Source organism: Micromonospora sp. NPDC047557, assembly GCF_043205095.1.
In the GTDB taxonomy this organism is placed as follows: Bacteria; Actinomycetota; Actinomycetes; order Mycobacteriales; family Micromonosporaceae; genus Micromonospora.
Genome location: NZ_JBIDDK010000001.1, coordinates 207,266 through 223,820, shown reverse-complemented (window position 1 = coordinate 223,820; position 16,555 = coordinate 207,266). Strand labels below are relative to the sequence as shown.

Here is a 16,555-nt window from a genome sequence, read left to right as displayed (position 1 = left end):
CGTCCCCGGCCTCCGGGAGACCGGCCGGGCCGCTACCGTCGATGGATGCGATTCGCGCGCCCGGTCGGGCTGCTCCTGAGTGCCGCCGCCATGCTGCTCTGGGCGGTCGGCATGACGGTGTGGCAACCCTTGACTGAGCCGATCGGCCCGTGGTCGGAGCGGCTGCCGGGCAACAACGCCTACTGGGCACGGGATCTGCGGTTCGTGGCGATCGTCGCGATCGTGCTCGGGCTGCTGCTGGCCGGCCGGGGGCAGCTCCGGTGGAGCGCTCCGGCGGTCGTGCTCGGCGGGCTCTGGATCGCGGCCGACGTGGCGATCGACCGGGCCGACCCGGCCGGCACGGGGTCGACCATTCTGCTCGCCGTCTGCGGTGCTGCGGTGCTCGGGGTGCTGGCCGCCGCCCTCTCGTGGCGGGATCGCGGCCGGCCCTCCAGCACCGACCGGCGGGTGTTGACCGGCGCGGCCTGCGTGGCCGGGGTGCTGGCGGTGGTGGCCGCCGGTATCGAGTCACCGACCGACCGGGAGCCGCAGCTGACGACGGCGGCCTTCGCCACCGGCGTACTCCTGGTCGCCCTGACCGTCGTCGTCGCCCTGGCGGCGGCACCGGCCCGCACCCGGGGCCGCTGCCTGCTGGCCGTCGGGCTCGGCGCGGTCGCCATCGGCGGTGTCGCGCTGGGCCGGACGGTCCCGCCCGGCCCGCGCATCCTGCCGATGATCGGGCTCGGCGCGGTGCTGCTCACCGGCGTCACCCTGCTGGCGTGGGACTGGCCGGGCGGTCGGCCGGTGTGGCGGCGGCACGGGCTCGCCGGTCTCGCCGCGCTGGTGGGCCCGGTGTCGATGCTGCTGGTCGCGACCATCGCCATGATGGTGCTGCTCCCGGTCGGCGCGACGTTCACCGCGTTGGCCGGCAACAGCCCGATCAACTCCGCCGACTCCGATCTGCTGCTCTCGCTGGCCGGGCTGCTCGCCGGGCTGGGAATGGCGCTGCTGCTGGCCTGGCCGACCGTCGACAACGGTCGCCGCTAGCTACTCCACGACCGGCAGCACTACCTCGTTGCGGCGCAGGAACCACGGCTTCCACGGTGGGTCGAAGCGCACGTACCGGATCGCGCCGGTCGGTTGCAGCCCGGCCGCGGTCACCGACCGGCCGAGCATGGTGGCCCGCTGACTGAACGCCTGCTCCGTCCACCGCCCGGAGAACCGCATCGCCGCCGCCAGGCGTGCCGGAACCTCGCGGATGCGCACCCGGGTGTCCACTGGCTCGGGCAGGGTGGCGGTGGTGAAGGTGGCCGGCATGACGAACTGGATCAGGTACGCGCCCGGCCGCTCGCCCTCGATCTGGACCACCGGCACGGTCATGGCGATCCTCTCCGAGTCGCTGGCCGCCGACATCGCCGGCCCGGCCGAGCCGATCGGGTGCCGGGCCCGGTTGGCGCCCCCGATGTAGGCGGCCAGCGGTCGGAACGCCTCGATCGGGGCCCGGGTGAACGACGCCTGGATCTGCACCTCGGCCACCAGGTGAGCCGGGTAGCGGCGCAGCTCGAAGCCGGGGTGTCGGGACACCACCCGGTACGGCTGCTGCTCGGTCATCGCGCGCTCCCAGGATCTCCTGGGACAGACGCTACCGCCCCTCCCGCTCCCGCTCGGCCGAAGTCGACTGTCCCGCACCGGGGACGACGACCCGCCAGTACTGGCGTTTGCCCTCGTCGCGCAGCACCACCCCGAGCCGGCCCAGCTCCCGCCGCAGCTCCCGGGCGTCATCGCGACGGTCCCGCGCGACCGCGCGCTCACGGGCGCGCAGCAGCGCGTCCGCGCCGGCGGGCAGACCGGGCAGGTCGGGCACCCACAGCCGGTACGCCGACCGGTGCGGATCGTCGTCCGCCCAGGCCCAGCCGTGCGCCCGGAACGCGGCGGCGAGCCGGGCGGCGGGCAGGTCCGTCGACTCCCGGACCAGTTCCGCCCCGTCGGCGTCGAGCAGCACCAGGTGCTTGTCGGCGACGAAGACGACCCGGGTGTCGGCCCGTGCGACGGTCCGGTTCTCATCGGCGCGGCGCAGCCGGACCTGCGCCGCGTCGACGCTGACGATCAGCCGTTCGGCGGTGCCGATCCCGGCGAGGACCAGGCCGGCCAGGGCGCCCACGGCGATCGTGCCGGCGGTGGCCTGCGGCTCGGGCAGCCGGTCCAGCCACTCGACGAGGTCGCTGAACGGCACCCAGGGCAGCCGGGCGAGCCAGCCTGTCGTCGCCGCGAGGAGCCACCCGGCCCCCGCGCCGAGCAGCGGGAAACCACCCCACAGGACCGCCAGCTCCAGCGGCCCGCCGCTGACCGTGGTGCGCGGACGGTAGCCGGCCAGGTCCATGGTCAGGACACCTCGCGGCGGAGCGTCCGGACCAGGCCGACGGCCAGTGGCAGGACCATCCAGACCAGCAGGGACACCGCCATCCGCCCCCACTGCTCACCGGTGAGCGCGTCGCTGCTGAACAGCGGTTCCATCGTCTTGTTGGTGTCCAGCCAGCCGGATGGGCCGCGCAGGGGCCGGACCATCTCGCCGAGCACCGCCCACAGGGTGGGCAGCAGCAGATACCCCACGATCGCCAGCGGTGGATTGAGCAGCAACAGACCGAAGGCCGCACCCATCAGCACGCTGGCGACCTGGAGGATCGCCGCGTTCAGCAGCAGCGACCAGTCGAACTGCCAGGTGCCCGCGCCACCGGTGGCGGACGCCACGAGCGTGCCGACGGCGGCGACGGCCAGGCTGGCCAGCACCGAAGCGAGCGCGGTGAGCAGCACGGCGATCAGCTTCGCCCCGATCACCCGCTCACGGCGGGGCACCAGGGCGTACGTGGTGAGGGCGGTGCGTTGCGACCACTCACTGGTGATCGACAGGATGCCCAGCACCGGCAGCAGCACCGACACCGGCAGCAGCGAGGGGACGAAGAAGTTGAGGAAGGTCTGGTCGGCATCCTTGGCGTAGATCAACTGGAGGGTGACGATCGCGGCGGTGACCAGGCCGATGGTGATCAGCAGCCAACGGCCGGCCCGGGTGTCGACGAGCTTGCGCAACTCCACGGCGGTGAGCCGGAGCAGCGACGGACGGCGTACCGCCGGGTGCTGCCGGGGCGCGACGGCGCCGGCGGCGGGTGCGGTGGTGGTGGTCATCGGACGGCCTCCTTGGTGGACTCGCCGGCGGTGAGGGTGAGGAAGAGCTGTTCGAGGCCGCCGCTGCCGGCGGGGCGCAGCTCGGCCAGGGCGACGCCCGCGTCCGCGGCGGCCTGCCCGACCGTCTCGGCGTCAGCCTGCACGAGCAGCCCGTCGGTGCCGTCGGTGGCGCTCAGACCCGCCGCGCCCAGTGCCCGGCGCAGTGCCGAGCCGTCGCGGGCCCGCACGAGCGTTCCGCCGCCGGCGAGCAGTTCGTTCTTGTCGCCCTGGGCCACGATCCGGCCGCCCCCGATCACCACCAGCCGGTCCGCGACCGCCTCCACCTCGCGCAGCAGGTGGGAGGAGAGCAGCACGGTGCCGCCCCGGTCGGCGAAGTCGCGCAGCAGGCCGCGCATCCAGAAGATCCCCTCCGGGTCCAGGCCGTTGGCCGGCTCGTCGAGGATCAACACCCGGGGGTCGCCGAGCAGCGCGTGCGCCAGCCCGAGCCGCTGGCGCATGCCCAACGAGTACGCCCGTACCCGACGCTTCGCCGCCACCGCGTTCAACCCGACCAGGTCGAGCTTCGCGGCGACCTCGCGCCCGTCCAACCCCATGGTGTACGCGGACAGCGTCAACGCCTCGCGGCCGGTGCGCCCGGCGTGCTGGGCGGAGGCGTCCAGCAGCACCCCGACCTCCCGCCCCGGGTTGGGCAGGTCGCGGTAGGGGCGCCCGGAGACGGTGGCCCGGCCGGCCGTCGGCGCGGTGAGCCCGCAGATCATGCGCATGGTTGTCGACTTGCCGGCGCCGTTGGGGCCGAGGAAGCCGGTGACCGTGCCCGGTTCGCACTGGAACGACACGTCGTCCACCGCCGGGTGTGGCCCGTACCGCTTGGTGAGGTTCTCCACGGTGATCATGCCGACGAGCGTGCCCGCGCCACCCGGCCATCCGCTGCGGCCGCCGGTCGGTGCCGCACCGACCTTGGTCGAGGCTCGGGTCGATACTTTGGTAGCTGGTTGCCGGTGCCCGTTGCTGCCTAGCATGGGCGCGTGACCAGCCTCGCCGTCCCGGAACACCCCTGGCTGCTGCCCGGGGAGCTGGTCGTGCCGGGCGAACGTGACCGGGCACACCCCCGCCGCACCACCCGCGACTGGATCGTGGACAGCCTCGCGTTCCTGGCCGGGCTGGCGTGGGTGCTGTTCATCACCGTGGACGCCCTGTCGCCCACTCCGGAGACGGCCTCTCCGCTGCCGCACGACTGGATGGTCGGCGTGGACGCGCTGCTCGGGCTGGCCTGCTGCGGACTGCTGTGGGTGCGGCGGCGGTGGCCGCTCGGGTTGGCGGTGGCCACCCTGCCGCTGAGCGCGTTCTCGATGGCCGCGGCCGTCCCGTTGCTGATTCTGTACTTCACCGTCGTGGTGCACCGCCGCACCGCAGTCGCGATCGCGTTCACCGCTGCCGGCCTCGTCACCAACCTGATCTTCAGTTGGGCGCGCCCGGACCCGAACTGGCCGTACTGGGCCACCGTCGCGTGGGGAGTGGTGATCACCCTCGCCGTGCTGGCCTGGGGGATGTTCGTCCGGGCCCGGCGACAGTTGATCGTGTCGCTGCGGGAACGGGCCGAGCGGGCCGAGGCCGAGCAGCAGTTGCGGGTCGCCCAGGCCCGGCACCTCGAACGCACCCGCATCGCCCGGGAGATGCACGACGTGCTGGCCCACCGGATCTCGCTGCTGAGCCTGCACGCGGGCGCGTTGGAGTTCCGCCCCGACGCGCCGGCCGACGAGGTCGCCCGCGCCGCCGGGGTGATCCGGGGCAGCGCCCACGCCGCCCTGCAGGACCTGCGGGAGGTCATCGGTGTGCTCCGGGCCGACGGCGGCAACGTCGGCGACGCCCCCGAGCCGCCGCAGCCGACCCTCGCCGACCTGCCCGCCCTGATCGCGGAGTCGCGTGCGGCCGGGATGCGGGTGAACGTCACCGACACCGTCGTCGCGCCGGCGGCCGTGCCGGCGGCGCTGGGGCGGGCCGCGTACCGGATCGTGCAGGAGGGCCTGACCAACGCCCGCAAGCACGCGGCCGGCGCGGCCGTCACCGTGGACGTGGCCGGTGGTCCGGGCGCCGGGCTGACCGTGGCGATCGCCAACCGGTGGCCGCTGGGCACGCCGGCCGGGGTCGAACTGCCGGGTGCCGGCGGTCTGCCGGGTGCCGGCACCGGGCTGGTCGGCATCACCGAGCGGGTCACTCTGGCCGGCGGCCGGTTGGCGCACGGGCGGGACGAGGCTGGCGACTTCCGGTTGGCCGCCTGGCTGCCGTGGCCGGCGTGACCGGGCCGTCCGGCGGGGCCGGGGAGGCCACCGCGCCGGTGCGGGTGCTGATCGTGGACGACGACGCGCTGGTCCGGGCGGGGCTCTCGATGATCCTCGGCGGCCTGCCGGACCTGCGGGTGGTGGGCGAGGCGGCCGACGGCGGCGAGGTTCCGGCGGCGATCGCCGCGTACGCCCCGGACGTGGTCCTGATGGACATCCGGATGCCCCGGGTCGACGGGCTCACCGCCACCGAGGCGCTCCGCGCGCGACCGCACCCGCCGGAGGTGCTGGTGCTGACCACCTTCGACGCCGACGAGCAGGTGCTGCGGGCGCTGCGCGCCGGCGCGGCCGGTTTCCTGCTCAAGGACACCCCTCCGGCGGACATCGTGCACGCGGTACGCCGGGTGGCCGCGGGGGAGGCGATGCTCTCCCCGACGGTGACCCGCACGCTGATCGACCACGTGACCGCCGCCGCACCGGGTCTGGCCGGCCCGGATCCGCGTCGCGAGCGGGCGCTGCGGCTGCTCGATGGGCTCAGCGAGCGGGAGCGTCAGGTGGCGGTCGCGCTGGGGCGGGGCCGCACCAACGCGGAGATCGCGGGGGAGTTGTTCATGAGCGTGGCGACGGTGAAGGCGTACGTCTCCCGGCTGCTGACCCGGCTCGATCTCAACAACCGGGTCCAGGTGGCCCTGCTCGTGCACGACGCCGACCTCGTCTGAGCGCCCGTTAGGGGGACGATTAGGGGGCCGGGGCTTGAACTTTCGCCCGATGCCGGCCGTACCACTGCCCGAGGATGTCGGTGCGGTGGGTCCGCCGTACCGCTGCCGAGCTGCGGGAGGCCTGCCGTGCGTGTTGGTGAGCAGTCGACGGATCCCATCGACCAGGTGCTGGGTGAGGTGCCGATGCCGGCACCACTGACACCCGAGGATGTCCGGCTCGCGGTCCGGGCGGTGGTCGTGCACACCGCCGAGGAGTGGCCGACCGGGCCGCTGTGTCGCAACGACGGCGCCTCCTACCCGTGCCGACTGCACCGGTGGGGGCGTCGGGTTCTTCAGACGCACGGGCTCAACGAGCGGCAGATCGAGGCGTTGATCCAGCACGGCAACCCCTTCGTGCACGTGCCCTTCCCGTTCACCGCGACCGGGCCGTCGTCCGCGCGTCCCACCGGCGCCCGGCCGGCGGCGACCGCCGGCTATCCGGCGCCGGCTCCCGGCCGCGGCGGGCTGCCGGCGCGACACCAGGCCGCGCGGGTCACCCCTGCGGGGGTACGACCTGCCTCTGCCGGCCGGCCGGTGACTCCCCCCGTCACCGCGCCGCGCTGGCCCCGGGCTAGCTGAACGGCGTCACCCCCGCCCGCCCTGTCCGGGGCGACACGACGTCGGCCCGACGCGGAGATTCCCCACCCGCGCCGGGCCGACGTCACACCGGCCGGCTCGTTCAGTCGTTACCGGCGCCGATGCCGCAGTCCGGCGCGGACCAGCTCGTCGTGTTCGAGCTGCGGTCGCTGTTGTTCTCGCGCCGCGAGTCGACGTGCACGTGGTCGTCGTGGTCGGGGTAGCCCGGTCCGTAGATCCCGCTGAAGCCGTTGTTACGGGCGCTCTCGGCCACCTGGCACAGCGAGGACGTCCGCGAGGTGACGTCGGCGGCGTTGCCGTACAGGTGCTGGCTGTCCGACACGCCACCGACCTGGTCGTTGCAGGCGCGGCTGCGGAATCCGCTGGACACGTTCAGCGGCTTGTCGCCGAGGCTCTTGCGCAGCGCCTCCAGTTTCCACATGGTGCGCAGCGCGTTCTGCTTCGTCTGGTCCGCCGACAGCGGACCGCCGCTCCACCCGCTGCCGCCGCAGCCGTTGTCCAACTCCTTGTAGGTGAAGTGCGCGGGTGTGCAGTCGTTGTCCTGGAGCTGGTACAGCTTGGCGTAGGTCTGCGGCCCCGCGATACCGTCGGCGCGTAGCCCGTACGCCTGCTGGAACCGCTTGACCGCGGCGGCGGTCTTCGGTCCGTAGCGACCGTCGTTCTCCACGATGTCCCGGTAGCCGGCCCAGCCGGCGACCCGGATCTGCAGCTGACGGACGTCGTCGCCGGAGCGCCCCTGGTACAGGTTGCGGTTCCAGGTGTAGCAGCCGTCCGCGTACGCTGCCGGCGCGGCGACCACCGATGCGATCGCTGCCCCGGGCAGTGCCAGGGCGAAAGCGACAGCAATTCGCTTCAAGGTGTTTACGCGCACAGAAGTCCTCCCGATAGGAGAGCGAATGGGGTTGCTTCGGGACATCGACCGGGACATCCCGTGATTTCCACCCTCGCACTGATCCGTGCGGTAGGCGGCAATTAACGAGAATTGTCCTCATGATTCGTCGTTGCTGGGCATCAGCTGTGAATTCGACTGATTTGTGAAACAGCCATTTCCCCCCGATCGACCCGGTGCCGCAAGAACCACACCGAACGTCGCATTCGGCCACACCCAGGGTGATGTTCCTCGCCCGTCGAGGGCCGGTAACGTCAGCCCCGGGCGGCGGACTGGCGGAGGTGCACGTGGCACGCGGTGGCGTCTTCTGTGTCGAGGGTCAGTGGCACCGCGACCTCAACGAACGCGGTTCCGTGCTGCCCACCCTCGAACTGCTGGAGCGGCTCGGCAAGATCCGCTTCATCCACAAGGACGCGGCTACCCGCGACGAGCTGTTCTACTTCCTGGACCGCTGGCTGCTCAAGCAGTACGCCGACCACCGCGTCGGCTTCTTCGCCATGCACGGCGAGCCGAGCCGGCTCTGCCTCACCGACTGGCAGTCGGTGGAGCTGAACGAGGTGGCCGAGTTGATGGCCGGCCGCTGCGAGGGACGCCGGCTCTATTTCGGCAGCTGTTCGGTCCTCCGCGCGTCGGACGCGGTGCTGCGCGAGTTCCTGGAGGTCACCGGGGCCGCCCTGATCTGCGGTTTCACCCGGGACGTCGACTGGGTCGAATCGGCTGCCTTCGAAACCGTCCTGCTCGACGTGCTGGCGAACGGGCAGCGGCACAACGCCGCCGAACTGCGGATGGGCTCCGCGCACTGGGCGCCGCTGGCCTCGTACCTCGGCTTTCGGGTGATCTATGCCAACGGCCGGGCCTGGCGCCCGGCCGGCCGGCCTCGCGTCCCCACCCAGGCGGTGCCCCGCGCCGCCGCCAACCCCCGCTGACCCGCCTCGGCCGACCTGCCGCTCGGCCGACCTGCCGCCGCTGGTCGGTGGCCACCCTGGTAGGAACGAGTGATGGCGCCCAGCATCGCGAAGAACACCCGGGTCGACCGGGACACCCTGCTCGACTTCCTCCGGCCTCGGCACCGAGTCGTGCTGATGACCACCCGGGCCGACGGCCGCCCGCAGTCCTCCCCGGTCTCGGCCGGCATCGACGGCCAGGGCCGGCTCGTCGTGTCCACCTATCCCGAGCGCGCGAAGGTGACCAACATCCGTCGTGACCCCCGGGTCTCGGCCTGTGTGCTGTCCGACGACTGGAACGGCCCCTGGGTGCAGCTCGACGGCACCGCAGAGGTGCTGGACCTGCCCGAGGCGCTGGAGCCGTTGGTCGAGTACTTCCGCAGCATCTCCGGTGAGCACCCGGACTGGGACGACTACCGGGCGGCCATGGTGCGCCAGGGCAAGTCGCTGATCCGGGTCACCATCGACGCCTGGGGCCCCATCGCCACCGGCGGCTTCCCGGCCCGCCTCGCCGACTGACTGCGCCTTCTCCGTACGCGGCGGTGACCGCCACCCCAGGTCCGGCGGCGCTCGAACCCCTGAGCGCGCCCGCACCCGCCGGATGGGTTGGCGTGCTGTAGAGCTGCCCCGATTATGGGGCGGGCGACGGCGGCGGCGTGTCGGTCGTGCGCGGGTGCCGTGCTGTAGGGCTGCCCCGATTATGGGGCGGGCGACGGCGGCGGCGTGTCCGTCGTGCGCGGGTGCCGTGCTGTAGAGCTGCCCCGAATATGGGGCGGGCGACGGCGGCGGCCCGTCCGTCGTGCGCGGATGCCGTGCTGCTCCCTGCGTGCTGTCCGCTGGGTCTGCCCCATATCTGGGGCAGCTCTACAGGGGGCGAGGGGAGGTCGGTTCGGCGGCTCGACAGTCGGTTACGGCAATCGTCAGTACGCGGCGGTGAACCGTGCGTTGACGTACCGGGGCTGCTCGATCTCGTCGACGATCGCCACCGCCAGGTCCTCGTAGGTGAGCACCGACCGGCCCTGGTCGTCGGTGACCGGCTGGTCGGTGCCGGTGCGGTAGTGCCCGGTGCGCTCGCCGGGATGGAACTCCAGCGGCGGCGGTGAGACGTAGGTCCAGCTCACCCCGTCGGCGGCGGTGCGGTAGTAGTCCAAGGCGTCGGCCTGGCCCAGCGCCGCGTCCCGATACTGCTCCGGGAAGTCCGGCTCGTCGAGGATGCGGGTGCCACGCGGCGTGAGCAGGGTGGACCCGCCGCCCAGATGGATGATCCGCGGTGCGGCCGGCATCGACCGCAGGGTGGTCACCAGGTTCTCGGCGGCGTTGCGCCACAGCCCGCGCTCGCCGCCGCCGATCGCCACCACCAGCGCGTCCGCCTCCGGCGCCAGGTCCCGGACACTGCGCTCGCTGGTGGCGTCGCCGGTGACCGTCCGCACCCCGGCCGGCAGGTACGAGGTGGCCTCCGGGCGGCGGACCGCGGCGATCACCCGGTGCCCACGGTCGGCCGCCTCGGCGGTGACCCGCGACCCGGCGGTGCCGCCCGCGCCAAACACGACGATGGTGCTCACCAGCCCAGGCTAGGGCCGACTCGCCCCAGAGATGCCGTAATGACGAACCCGGCGGGGCGTTCGGGGGAACGTCGGACTGGCGTGGATCGACTACGGTGAGCCGCGCAAGATCCATTGACCTGAACGGGGAATCCATGACGCACCTCTCGGCCCGTCGCCGGCTGCTCGCCTGGACAGTGCCTGCCGCCCTGGCGCTCGCCGTCGTCCCGGCCCTGCCGGCTCAGGCCGCACCGGTCAACACGCCGACCACCGCTGTCACCGGCCCGGTCGACAAGGACCTCAACGGTGACGGCGTACCGGATCTGGTGACCGCCGGCGGCACCACGACGGGCCTCGACTCCGGCGTCTGGGCGGCGCGGGGCCGGATCAACGCGACCACCGGCGTCGGCACCGGCCGGGTGAAGGTCCCGGCGGTGAACATCGGCATCTACGGCAACGGCGTCACCGGCAACGAATCGCCGGCCGACTTCGACGGCGCCCAGATGATCACCGGCACGTTCTGGGGCACCGCGAACCAGGACTTCCTGGCCTACTACCCGGGTGGCGACAACGCCGGTGGCGGCGTCATCATCAAGGGTGTCGGCGACGGAACGATGGCCAAGCCCTACAACGCCTCGGTCAGCCTCGCGCGCGAGTTCCTGGCCGACGACTACGGCAACGCCCCGATCCAGCTCGTCAACGGGTACGTGGCGGACGGCGTCGGCGACTCCATCCCTGACCTGCTCGGGATCGTCGGCGACACGACGAACGGCTACCGACTGGCCTACTACCCGAGCGTCTGGGCGGCGGGCCTCTACTTCCGGGTGGCGTTGAACACCGCCACCCCGACCGGCGGCAGTGACTGGCAGAACTGGACCCTGGCCAGCACCGAGTTGGCTTCGGGCGTGGCCCTGGTGCTGCGCAACGCCACCACCGGCGACCTGTACCTGTGGCAGGGCGTGACGATGACCGACAACGGCGACGGGACCGGCACGCTCGCCTACACCCAGTACCGGCTCGCCTCGGGCTGGAACACCGGTGTCGCGATCAGCAGCCTCATCGCCGCCGACCTGAACGCCGACGGCGTGGCCGACCTGTGGGCGGTGTTCCCCGACGGCAGCGTGCGGGCGTACCTGATCTCGAACCTCTCCGTCAGCAAGCCGGCGAAAATTCGCGCGATCCAGGCGCAGCAGCTCGGCTGAGCCGCGGTGCGGGGCCCGCGTGTCGACGGGCCCCGCACCGGTCAGTCGACCAGGGCGGCGTAGACGAGTTGGCGCAGCTGGGAGCGGAGGGGGTAGGTGCTCGACGGCATGAGCTGGGTGAACAGCAGCGCGGTGATCTCCTCGGCCGGGTCCACCCAGAACGCCGTGCTGGCGACCCCACCCCAGTAGTACTCGCCGACGCTGCTCGGCACCCGGCTGGGGATCGGGTCCTCGACCACCGCGAAGCCGAGGCCGAAGCCGATCCCGTCGAGGGTGGTCTCGGCGAAGCCGCCGGTGGACAGGGTGCCCAGATCCTGCCCGCCGGGCAGGTGGTTGCGGGTCATGAATCGCACCGTGCGCGGCCCGAGCAGGCGTACGCCGTCCAGCTCGCCGCCGCGCAGCAGCATCTGCGTGAACCGGTGGTAGTCGGCGGCGCTCGAGATCAGGCCACCGCCACCGGAGAGCAGGCCGGGCTTGTGGTGCGCGAGCGCGCCGAGCCGGTCGTAGCGGACCGCCCGCCCGCTACGCGGATCTGGTGCGTAGAGCGCGGCCAGCCGTTCGGCCTCGTCGCCCTCGACCCACCAGCGGGTGTCGGTCATGCCCAGCGGGCCGAAGATCCGATCGGCGAAGAAGGCGTCCAGGCTCTGCCCGGAGACCACCTCGACCAGCCGGCCGAGCACGTCCGTGGCGACCGAGTAACCCCAGGCCGTGCCGGGTTGGAAGAGCAGAGGCAGCTCGCCGAAGGCCGCGCAGGCGGTAGCCAGGTCGACGTCCGCCGGCGGGTACAGGTCGTAGCCGGCCGCCCGGTAGAGCCCGTCGACCACCGAGGTCTGCATGAAGCCGTACGTCAGGCCGGCGGTGTGGGTGAGCAGGTGCCAGACCCGGATCGGCTCGGTCGCCGGCACGGTGTACGGCTTGAGCGCCGAGCCCTTCGAGTAGACCCGCAGGTCGGCGAACTCGGGCAGCCAGCGGCTGATCTCGTCGGTCAGCTCGAAGCGGCCCTCCTCCCACAGCATCATGGCGGCGACCGAGGTGACGGGCTTGGTCATCGAGTAGATCCGCCAGAGCGTGTCGGCTTCGACCGGGGCGCCCGACTCCCGGTCGCGCAGGCCGTACGTCGAGGAGTGCGCCACCTCGCCGCGCCGGGTGACCACCACCTGCCAGCCGGCCAGCCGGCCGTCGTCGACGTACCCGCCGAAGTGCTCGTCGATCCGCGCCAGCCGCGCCGGGTCGAAGCCGATCTGATCGGGGTCCTTGCTCCGCGCCACACTCACGTCGCCGAACCTACTCGCCGGTACGCCGCCACCGGAAGGGGCCGCCCCACACCGGGCCGTCCCGGGGCGTCGGTGGGCGGCACTAGCCTGGCCGGATGCCGGAGTTGACCGAGGACATGACCTTCCGCCACGAGGACTGGTACGCCGAGGAGCTGACCGACCGCCAGTTCGTGGCGTGCGAGTTCTTCGACGTGGACCTGACCGAGGCGGTCACCCGCGGGGCGGTCTTCACCGGCTGCACGTTCGGCAACGTGCAGTTCAACGCGTCCCGGCACCTCGACTCGGCGTTCACCCGCTGTGTCTTTCGGCGCTGCAACTTCTTCGAGGCCGAGTTCACCGGCTGCAAGCTGGTCGGGAGCAGCTTCGTCCAGTGCGAGCTTCGTCCGTTGCGAGTCGACGGCGGCGACTGGTCGTTCGTCGCGCTGCCCGGCGCGGACCTGCGCGCCGCCTGGTTGAGCGGCGTACGGATGCGCGAGGCCGACCTCACCGGGGCCAACCTGACCGGCGCCACGGTGACCGGCGTCGACCTCTCCGGGGCACAGCTGCACAACTGCCGTCTCGGCGGCGCCGACCTGCGGCGCAGCGACCTCACCGCGCTGGATCCGACGTCGGTCGAACGGGCCGGCGCCATCGTGGACGCCGAGCAGGCCCTCGTCATCGCGCAGGCGCTCGGCTTCCGGATCGGCTGACACGGGTCGCTCCCGGTCGATCGATCGCGGGACCGCCGGCTGTCCCATACCGTCCCGATCCGGACTGGACACGCCAGCCTGTCCCGATTTAGCGTGTCGACCACGCCCGTGCAAACGTGAAGCGACCCACAGTGGACGGTCGATCCCGACGCGTGCGGTGGTGGCCGGGCGGCGGACTGGAGGGGTCGGTGGCGGACGAGGACCGTACGCGGGCGGATTCGCGGACCGAGGACGAGTCGACCGGCCGACCGCCGTCGCACCGGCCGCGGAGCGTCGCCCTCGGGCTGAACCACCGGGCGCTGCGCCGGCTCGCCCGCGCCCGACAGCGGCGGCTCTGGGCGCTGGAAGGGCTCGGCGCACTCGTCTGCCTCGTGCTGCTCGTCGCGTACGTCGGCACGCGGCCCGGCCCGGAGTCGGACGATGGTCCGGTCGGTGGCTCGGGTGGCGTCCCCGCCGGAGCCACCCGACCGTCCGCCCTTCCGGCCGCCGACGGGCAAGCCACCGATGCCGGGCCGGCGCTGCCCGGTCTGCGCCCCCGGGAGCGGCCGCCCTCGCCCGAGCCGCCACCGTCGACGAGCGCGCCCGCCCCGCCGCCGAAGAAGCCGGGGGCCTCGCCGCTGTCGGTGAGCCGCGCCGAGGTGCCCGCCGAGGTCGACCTCACCGCCGTGGGCACCCGTGACTGGATGCACTGGGGGCTGCGCGGCGGCAACTCGACAGTTCGCAAGCGCGCCGGCTCCGGGGAGATCGTCGACGGTGGTGGGAAGGGCAACCGGGTCGGCTGGGACGGCAATCAGGAGGTCGTCCGCTGGTCCGACGGCGCACCCGAGCGGTCCGATCGCGGCAGTTCCAACGGCGTCTACACCTGTGGCGTGGGCAACGGGTTCACGCTGACGGTCGCCGGCAGTGGGGCGCCGCGCACCGTCCAGCTCTACGCTGGAATCTGGATGGCACGGGGTCGGCTGGACGCCCGGCTGTCCACTGGCGGGCCGGTCAGCACCCTACGCCTGGAGGATCCGTACACCAGCCAGAGCGCCCAGTTCACCATCCGCTTCGAGGTGCCGAAGAACGCCCGGTTGGTGCTGACCTGGACCGTCGAGAAGGTCTTCACCGAGCACTGCGGCAGCGTCGGCCTCCAGGCCGTCGCGCTGCGCTGAACCGTCCACGTGGCGGGACAGTTTGTCCGTCGCTCTCGGTCGACAGCGACGTAACTTTCTGCTGTCCCCGTCTCACCTTCCATTGTGGAGGAAGCGCAGATGAGCAGCAGTACCGCCCACCGCGTCCGTCCCGCCGTCTCCTCCGGTGCCGATGAGCTGCCCGGCGAGGTGCTCCGCGACATTCCCCTGCCGCCGTACGTGACGGGCGAGGACGCCCAGTTCGCGGTGCGCGCGGTGGTGGTGCACGCGCCGCGGCGCTGGTCCGGCGGGGTGGTCTGCCGCAACGACGCCAGCCCGCACCCGTGCCGGCTGCACCGCTGGGGGACTCGGGTGCTGGCGCTGCGTGGATTGCGGGCCGCCGAGATCGCCGCGCTCATCGAGCGCGGCGACCCCGCGGCGGTGCCCCCCACACCGAACCGCCCGGCCTGACCCCGCAGTCAGGCCAGGCCGATTCCCGGCCCTCGGTCAGCAGGTGATCGGCTTGACCCAGGAGCACTCCACGCCCTCCGGTGTACGCGGCGTCTCCGGCACCGCGGCCGGCGCGACCCGTGCCGCGCTCGCGCCCTCGTCCCGATGGCCGGCCAGCGCCACGGCGATCTGGTCCTCCAGCGGCTTGACCGACGCCGTCAGGTAGTTGTTCAGCAGGATGGAGAACGCCAGCAGGTGGCCGTCCGCGCTGGTGACGTAGCCGGACAGCCCGGAGACGCCGGTGAGGCTGCCGGTCTTGGCGTGCACGTTGCCCGCCGCCGGGGTGCCGGCCATGCGGCTGCGCAGCGTGCCGCCGACGAACCGTTCCGGCTGCCCGGCGATGGGCAGCGCCGCGTACCAGGTGGGAAACCAGGGCTCGGCCCGGACGGCGGCCAGGAGGTCGACGAACTCTGCCGCCGGCACCAGATTGCGCCGGGACAGCCCCGAGCCGTCGCGCTGGCGCAGCGTCCCGGTGTCCATCCCGGTGTCGGCGACGTACTCGCTGATCGCGGTGAGACCGGCGGACCAGCTGCCGGCCCCGGAGAGCACCCGGCCGATCTCCTTGGTCAGGACCTCGGCGTGCCCGTTGTTGGAGAGCTTGAGGAACGGCGTCATCAGCTCACCGAGGCTCATCGAGTCGTGTCGGGCCACCGGGTGGGCCGTCTCCGGGGTGGCCTCGCCGAGTACCGTCCGGCCGAGCACCCGCACGCCGTGCCGGTGCAGCGCCGCCCGGAAGATGTCGGCCGCGTAGCCGGTGGGCTCCCAGACGGTCACCCAGTCGCTGGCGGGCTCGTCGCCGACGGCGATCTGACCGGTCACCACGATCGTGTTGCCGCCGTGTTCGCGTTCGATGGAGATCGAGGTCTCGCCCTCGCTGACGGTCTCGGCGCGGTTGTCGATGCGGACGTAGCCGGTGGGCGGCGTGGTGCTGACCACCGGCTTGGCGCCGGCCCGGCCGGCCGGCGCGGCGTGCACGATCACGGTGCCCGCGTCGTAGTCGGTGTCCGGCGCGACGGTCAGCGCGGAGACCTGCGCTGCGTAGTAGTAGGGCTCGTCGTCCCAGGTCCAGTCGGGGCCCAGCCGGGTGCGGTCGTAGCGGGTGTCGTCGGCGATCAGGTTGCCGGTCACGACCCGGACGCCGTCGGCGGCGACCTGCGCGGCCAGGGCGTCGTAGTCGGCCGCGAGCATGGTCGGATCACCGCCGCCGCGCAGGTACAGGTTGCCGGAGAGCAGGCCGGCGCGCCGTTTGCCGGTGGTGTGGACGTCGGTGCTGAAATGGTGCCCGGGGCCGAGCAGCTCCAGGGCGGCGGTCGAGGTCAGCAACTTGGTGTTGGAGGCCGGGACCAACCGCCGGTCGCCGTTGCGGTCGTAGAGCGTCTGCCCGGTGCTGGTGTCGACGACGACCACCGACGTCTGTGCGCCGGCCAGCCGGCTGTCGGCGAGGATCGTGTCGATGGTGGCGCGCAGTCGGGTCGTCGCGGGGGTGGGCGACTCGGCGGTGGCGCCGGACGCGCCGACGGTGGCCGCGGTGACGGCCAGCGCGAGCAGCGCGACAGCGCGCGGAAAGAGACGACGATGCATGCGCCGATGCTGCCACGAAG

The 16,555-nt window shown here is 72.8% G+C and carries 18 protein-coding genes; 10 read left to right on the top strand and 8 right to left on the bottom strand.

From position 1 onward, the window contains the following. Positions 1–45 precede the first annotated feature (45 nt). Positions 46–1,026 (top strand): hypothetical protein, encoded by a 981-nt coding sequence (locus ACGGAQ_RS00975; RefSeq protein WP_393043414.1) that lies wholly within the window; start codon positions 46–48, stop codon positions 1,024–1,026. Here the strand turns inward: ACGGAQ_RS00975 and ACGGAQ_RS00970 are convergent, their stop codons facing one another. The 4 genes from ACGGAQ_RS00970 to ACGGAQ_RS00955 are packed head-to-tail and all read right to left on the bottom strand — an operon-like array spanning position 1,027 to position 4,052. Next, positions 1,027–1,590 carry an SOUL family heme-binding protein gene (locus ACGGAQ_RS00970; RefSeq protein ID WP_393043412.1) on the bottom strand — a complete coding sequence of 188 codons (564 nt, stop codon included), beginning with the start codon at positions 1,588–1,590 and terminating at the stop codon, positions 1,027–1,029. It lies immediately after the preceding gene. 31 nt (positions 1,591–1,621) lie between these two features. Then, positions 1,622–2,359 carry a hypothetical protein gene (locus ACGGAQ_RS00965; RefSeq protein ID WP_393043410.1) on the bottom strand — a complete coding sequence of 246 codons (738 nt, stop codon included), beginning with the start codon at positions 2,357–2,359 and terminating at the stop codon, positions 1,622–1,624. A 2-nt stretch (positions 2,360–2,361) separates the two neighbouring features. Further along, positions 2,362–3,159 carry an ABC transporter permease gene (locus tag ACGGAQ_RS00960; protein ID WP_393043408.1) on the bottom strand — a complete coding sequence of 266 codons (798 nt, stop codon included), beginning with the start codon at positions 3,157–3,159 and terminating at the stop codon, positions 2,362–2,364. Beyond that, positions 3,156–4,052 (bottom strand): ABC transporter ATP-binding protein, encoded by an 897-nt coding sequence (locus ACGGAQ_RS00955; RefSeq protein WP_393043406.1) that lies wholly within the window; start codon positions 4,050–4,052, stop codon positions 3,156–3,158. The genes ACGGAQ_RS00960 and ACGGAQ_RS00955 overlap by 4 nt, the downstream gene beginning before the upstream one ends. A gap of 132 nt (positions 4,053–4,184) precedes the next feature. Here ACGGAQ_RS00955 and ACGGAQ_RS00950 point away from each other — a divergent pair, with 132 nt between their 5' ends. The 3 genes from ACGGAQ_RS00950 (at position 4,185) to ACGGAQ_RS00940 (ending at position 6,775) form a co-directional block, all read left to right on the top strand. After that, entirely contained in the window at positions 4,185–5,456 is a 1,272-nt protein-coding gene (locus ACGGAQ_RS00950; protein WP_393043404.1) for a sensor histidine kinase, read from the top strand. Then, positions 5,435–6,157, top strand: a complete 723-nt coding sequence (locus ACGGAQ_RS00945) for a response regulator (protein ID WP_393045601.1) — start codon at positions 5,435–5,437, stop codon at positions 6,155–6,157. Before ACGGAQ_RS00950 ends, ACGGAQ_RS00945 begins: the two co-directional genes overlap by 22 nt. A 126-nt stretch (positions 6,158–6,283) precedes the next feature. Next, positions 6,284–6,775 (top strand): hypothetical protein, encoded by a 492-nt coding sequence (locus ACGGAQ_RS00940; protein ID WP_393043402.1) that lies wholly within the window; start codon positions 6,284–6,286, stop codon positions 6,773–6,775. Between the two features lie 100 nt (positions 6,776–6,875). On the opposite strand, the gene ACGGAQ_RS00935 is transcribed toward ACGGAQ_RS00940, so the two are convergent. Beyond that, positions 6,876–7,664, bottom strand: coding sequence for a D-Ala-D-Ala carboxypeptidase family metallohydrolase (locus tag ACGGAQ_RS00935; RefSeq protein WP_393043400.1), 789 nt, complete (start codon positions 7,662–7,664; stop codon positions 6,876–6,878). A 305-nt stretch (positions 7,665–7,969) separates the two neighbouring features. On the opposite strand from ACGGAQ_RS00935, the gene ACGGAQ_RS00930 reads away from it, so the two are divergent. Both ACGGAQ_RS00930 and ACGGAQ_RS00925 read left to right on the top strand, forming a co-directional pair. Then, positions 7,970–8,608, top strand: coding sequence for a DUF6642 family protein (locus tag ACGGAQ_RS00930; protein ID WP_393043398.1), 639 nt, complete (start codon positions 7,970–7,972; stop codon positions 8,606–8,608). Between the two features lie 72 nt (positions 8,609–8,680). Continuing rightward, positions 8,681–9,145, top strand: a complete 465-nt coding sequence (locus ACGGAQ_RS00925) for a PPOX class F420-dependent oxidoreductase (protein WP_354855839.1) — start codon at positions 8,681–8,683, stop codon at positions 9,143–9,145. Between the two features lie 401 nt (positions 9,146–9,546). On the opposite strand, the gene ACGGAQ_RS00920 is transcribed toward ACGGAQ_RS00925, so the two are convergent. After that, positions 9,547–10,188: an NAD(P)-dependent oxidoreductase gene (locus tag ACGGAQ_RS00920; protein ID WP_393043395.1), complete on the bottom strand. Its 642-nt coding sequence runs from the start codon at positions 10,186–10,188 to the stop codon at positions 9,547–9,549. A gap of 134 nt (positions 10,189–10,322) precedes the next feature. On the opposite strand from ACGGAQ_RS00920, the gene ACGGAQ_RS00915 reads away from it, so the two are divergent. Then, positions 10,323–11,369 (top strand): hypothetical protein, encoded by a 1,047-nt coding sequence (locus tag ACGGAQ_RS00915; RefSeq protein ID WP_393043393.1) that lies wholly within the window; start codon positions 10,323–10,325, stop codon positions 11,367–11,369. 41 nt (positions 11,370–11,410) lie between these two features. Here ACGGAQ_RS00915 and ACGGAQ_RS00910 read toward each other — a convergent pair whose 3' ends face one another. Further along, a complete protein-coding gene (locus ACGGAQ_RS00910; protein WP_393043391.1) occupies positions 11,411–12,643 on the bottom strand; it encodes a serine hydrolase domain-containing protein in 1,233 nt (410 codons plus the stop codon). A gap of 95 nt (positions 12,644–12,738) precedes the next feature. Here ACGGAQ_RS00910 and ACGGAQ_RS00905 point away from each other — a divergent pair, with 95 nt between their 5' ends. From ACGGAQ_RS00905 to ACGGAQ_RS00895, 3 genes are all read left to right on the top strand, one after another. Next, positions 12,739–13,332: a pentapeptide repeat-containing protein gene (locus ACGGAQ_RS00905; RefSeq protein ID WP_354855835.1), complete on the top strand. Its 594-nt coding sequence runs from the start codon at positions 12,739–12,741 to the stop codon at positions 13,330–13,332. A gap of 188 nt (positions 13,333–13,520) precedes the next feature. Then, entirely contained in the window at positions 13,521–14,486 is a 966-nt protein-coding gene (locus tag ACGGAQ_RS00900; RefSeq protein WP_393043389.1) for a hypothetical protein, read from the top strand. A 99-nt stretch (positions 14,487–14,585) separates the two neighbouring features. Continuing rightward, the gene (locus ACGGAQ_RS00895; protein ID WP_357493960.1) at positions 14,586–14,915 is read left to right on the top strand and encodes a hypothetical protein; all 330 of its coding nucleotides are present in this window, start codon (positions 14,586–14,588) and stop codon (positions 14,913–14,915) included. A 36-nt stretch (positions 14,916–14,951) separates the two neighbouring features. Here ACGGAQ_RS00895 and dacB read toward each other — a convergent pair whose 3' ends face one another. Continuing rightward, the gene (dacB, locus tag ACGGAQ_RS00890) at positions 14,952–16,535 is read right to left on the bottom strand and encodes a D-alanyl-D-alanine carboxypeptidase/D-alanyl-D-alanine-endopeptidase (protein WP_393043387.1); all 1,584 of its coding nucleotides are present in this window, start codon (positions 16,533–16,535) and stop codon (positions 14,952–14,954) included. Positions 16,536–16,555: the final 20 nt, after the last annotated feature.

Bases quoted from the DNA above. Each gene is read 5' to 3' on its own strand.
- ACGGAQ_RS00975 (WP_393043414.1), top strand. From the start codon at position 46: ATGCGATTCGCGCGCCCGGTCGGGCTGCTCCTGAGTGCCGCCGCCATG.
- ACGGAQ_RS00970 (WP_393043412.1), bottom strand. From the start codon at position 1,590: ATGACCGAGCAGCAGCCGTACCGGGTGGTGTCCCGACACCCCGGCTTC.
- ACGGAQ_RS00965 (WP_393043410.1), bottom strand. From the start codon at position 2,359: ATGGACCTGGCCGGCTACCGTCCGCGCACCACGGTCAGCGGCGGGCCG.
- ACGGAQ_RS00960 (WP_393043408.1), bottom strand. From the start codon at position 3,159: ATGACCACCACCACCGCACCCGCCGCCGGCGCCGTCGCGCCCCGGCAG.
- ACGGAQ_RS00955 (WP_393043406.1), bottom strand. From the start codon at position 4,052: ATGATCACCGTGGAGAACCTCACCAAGCGGTACGGGCCACACCCGGCG.
- ACGGAQ_RS00925 (WP_354855839.1), top strand. From the start codon at position 8,681: ATGGCGCCCAGCATCGCGAAGAACACCCGGGTCGACCGGGACACCCTG.
- ACGGAQ_RS00915 (WP_393043393.1), top strand. From the start codon at position 10,323: ATGACGCACCTCTCGGCCCGTCGCCGGCTGCTCGCCTGGACAGTGCCT.
- ACGGAQ_RS00905 (WP_354855835.1), top strand. From the start codon at position 12,739: ATGCCGGAGTTGACCGAGGACATGACCTTCCGCCACGAGGACTGGTAC.
- ACGGAQ_RS00895 (WP_357493960.1), top strand. From the start codon at position 14,586: ATGAGCAGCAGTACCGCCCACCGCGTCCGTCCCGCCGTCTCCTCCGGT.
- dacB (WP_393043387.1), bottom strand. From the start codon at position 16,535: ATGCATCGTCGTCTCTTTCCGCGCGCTGTCGCGCTGCTCGCGCTGGCC.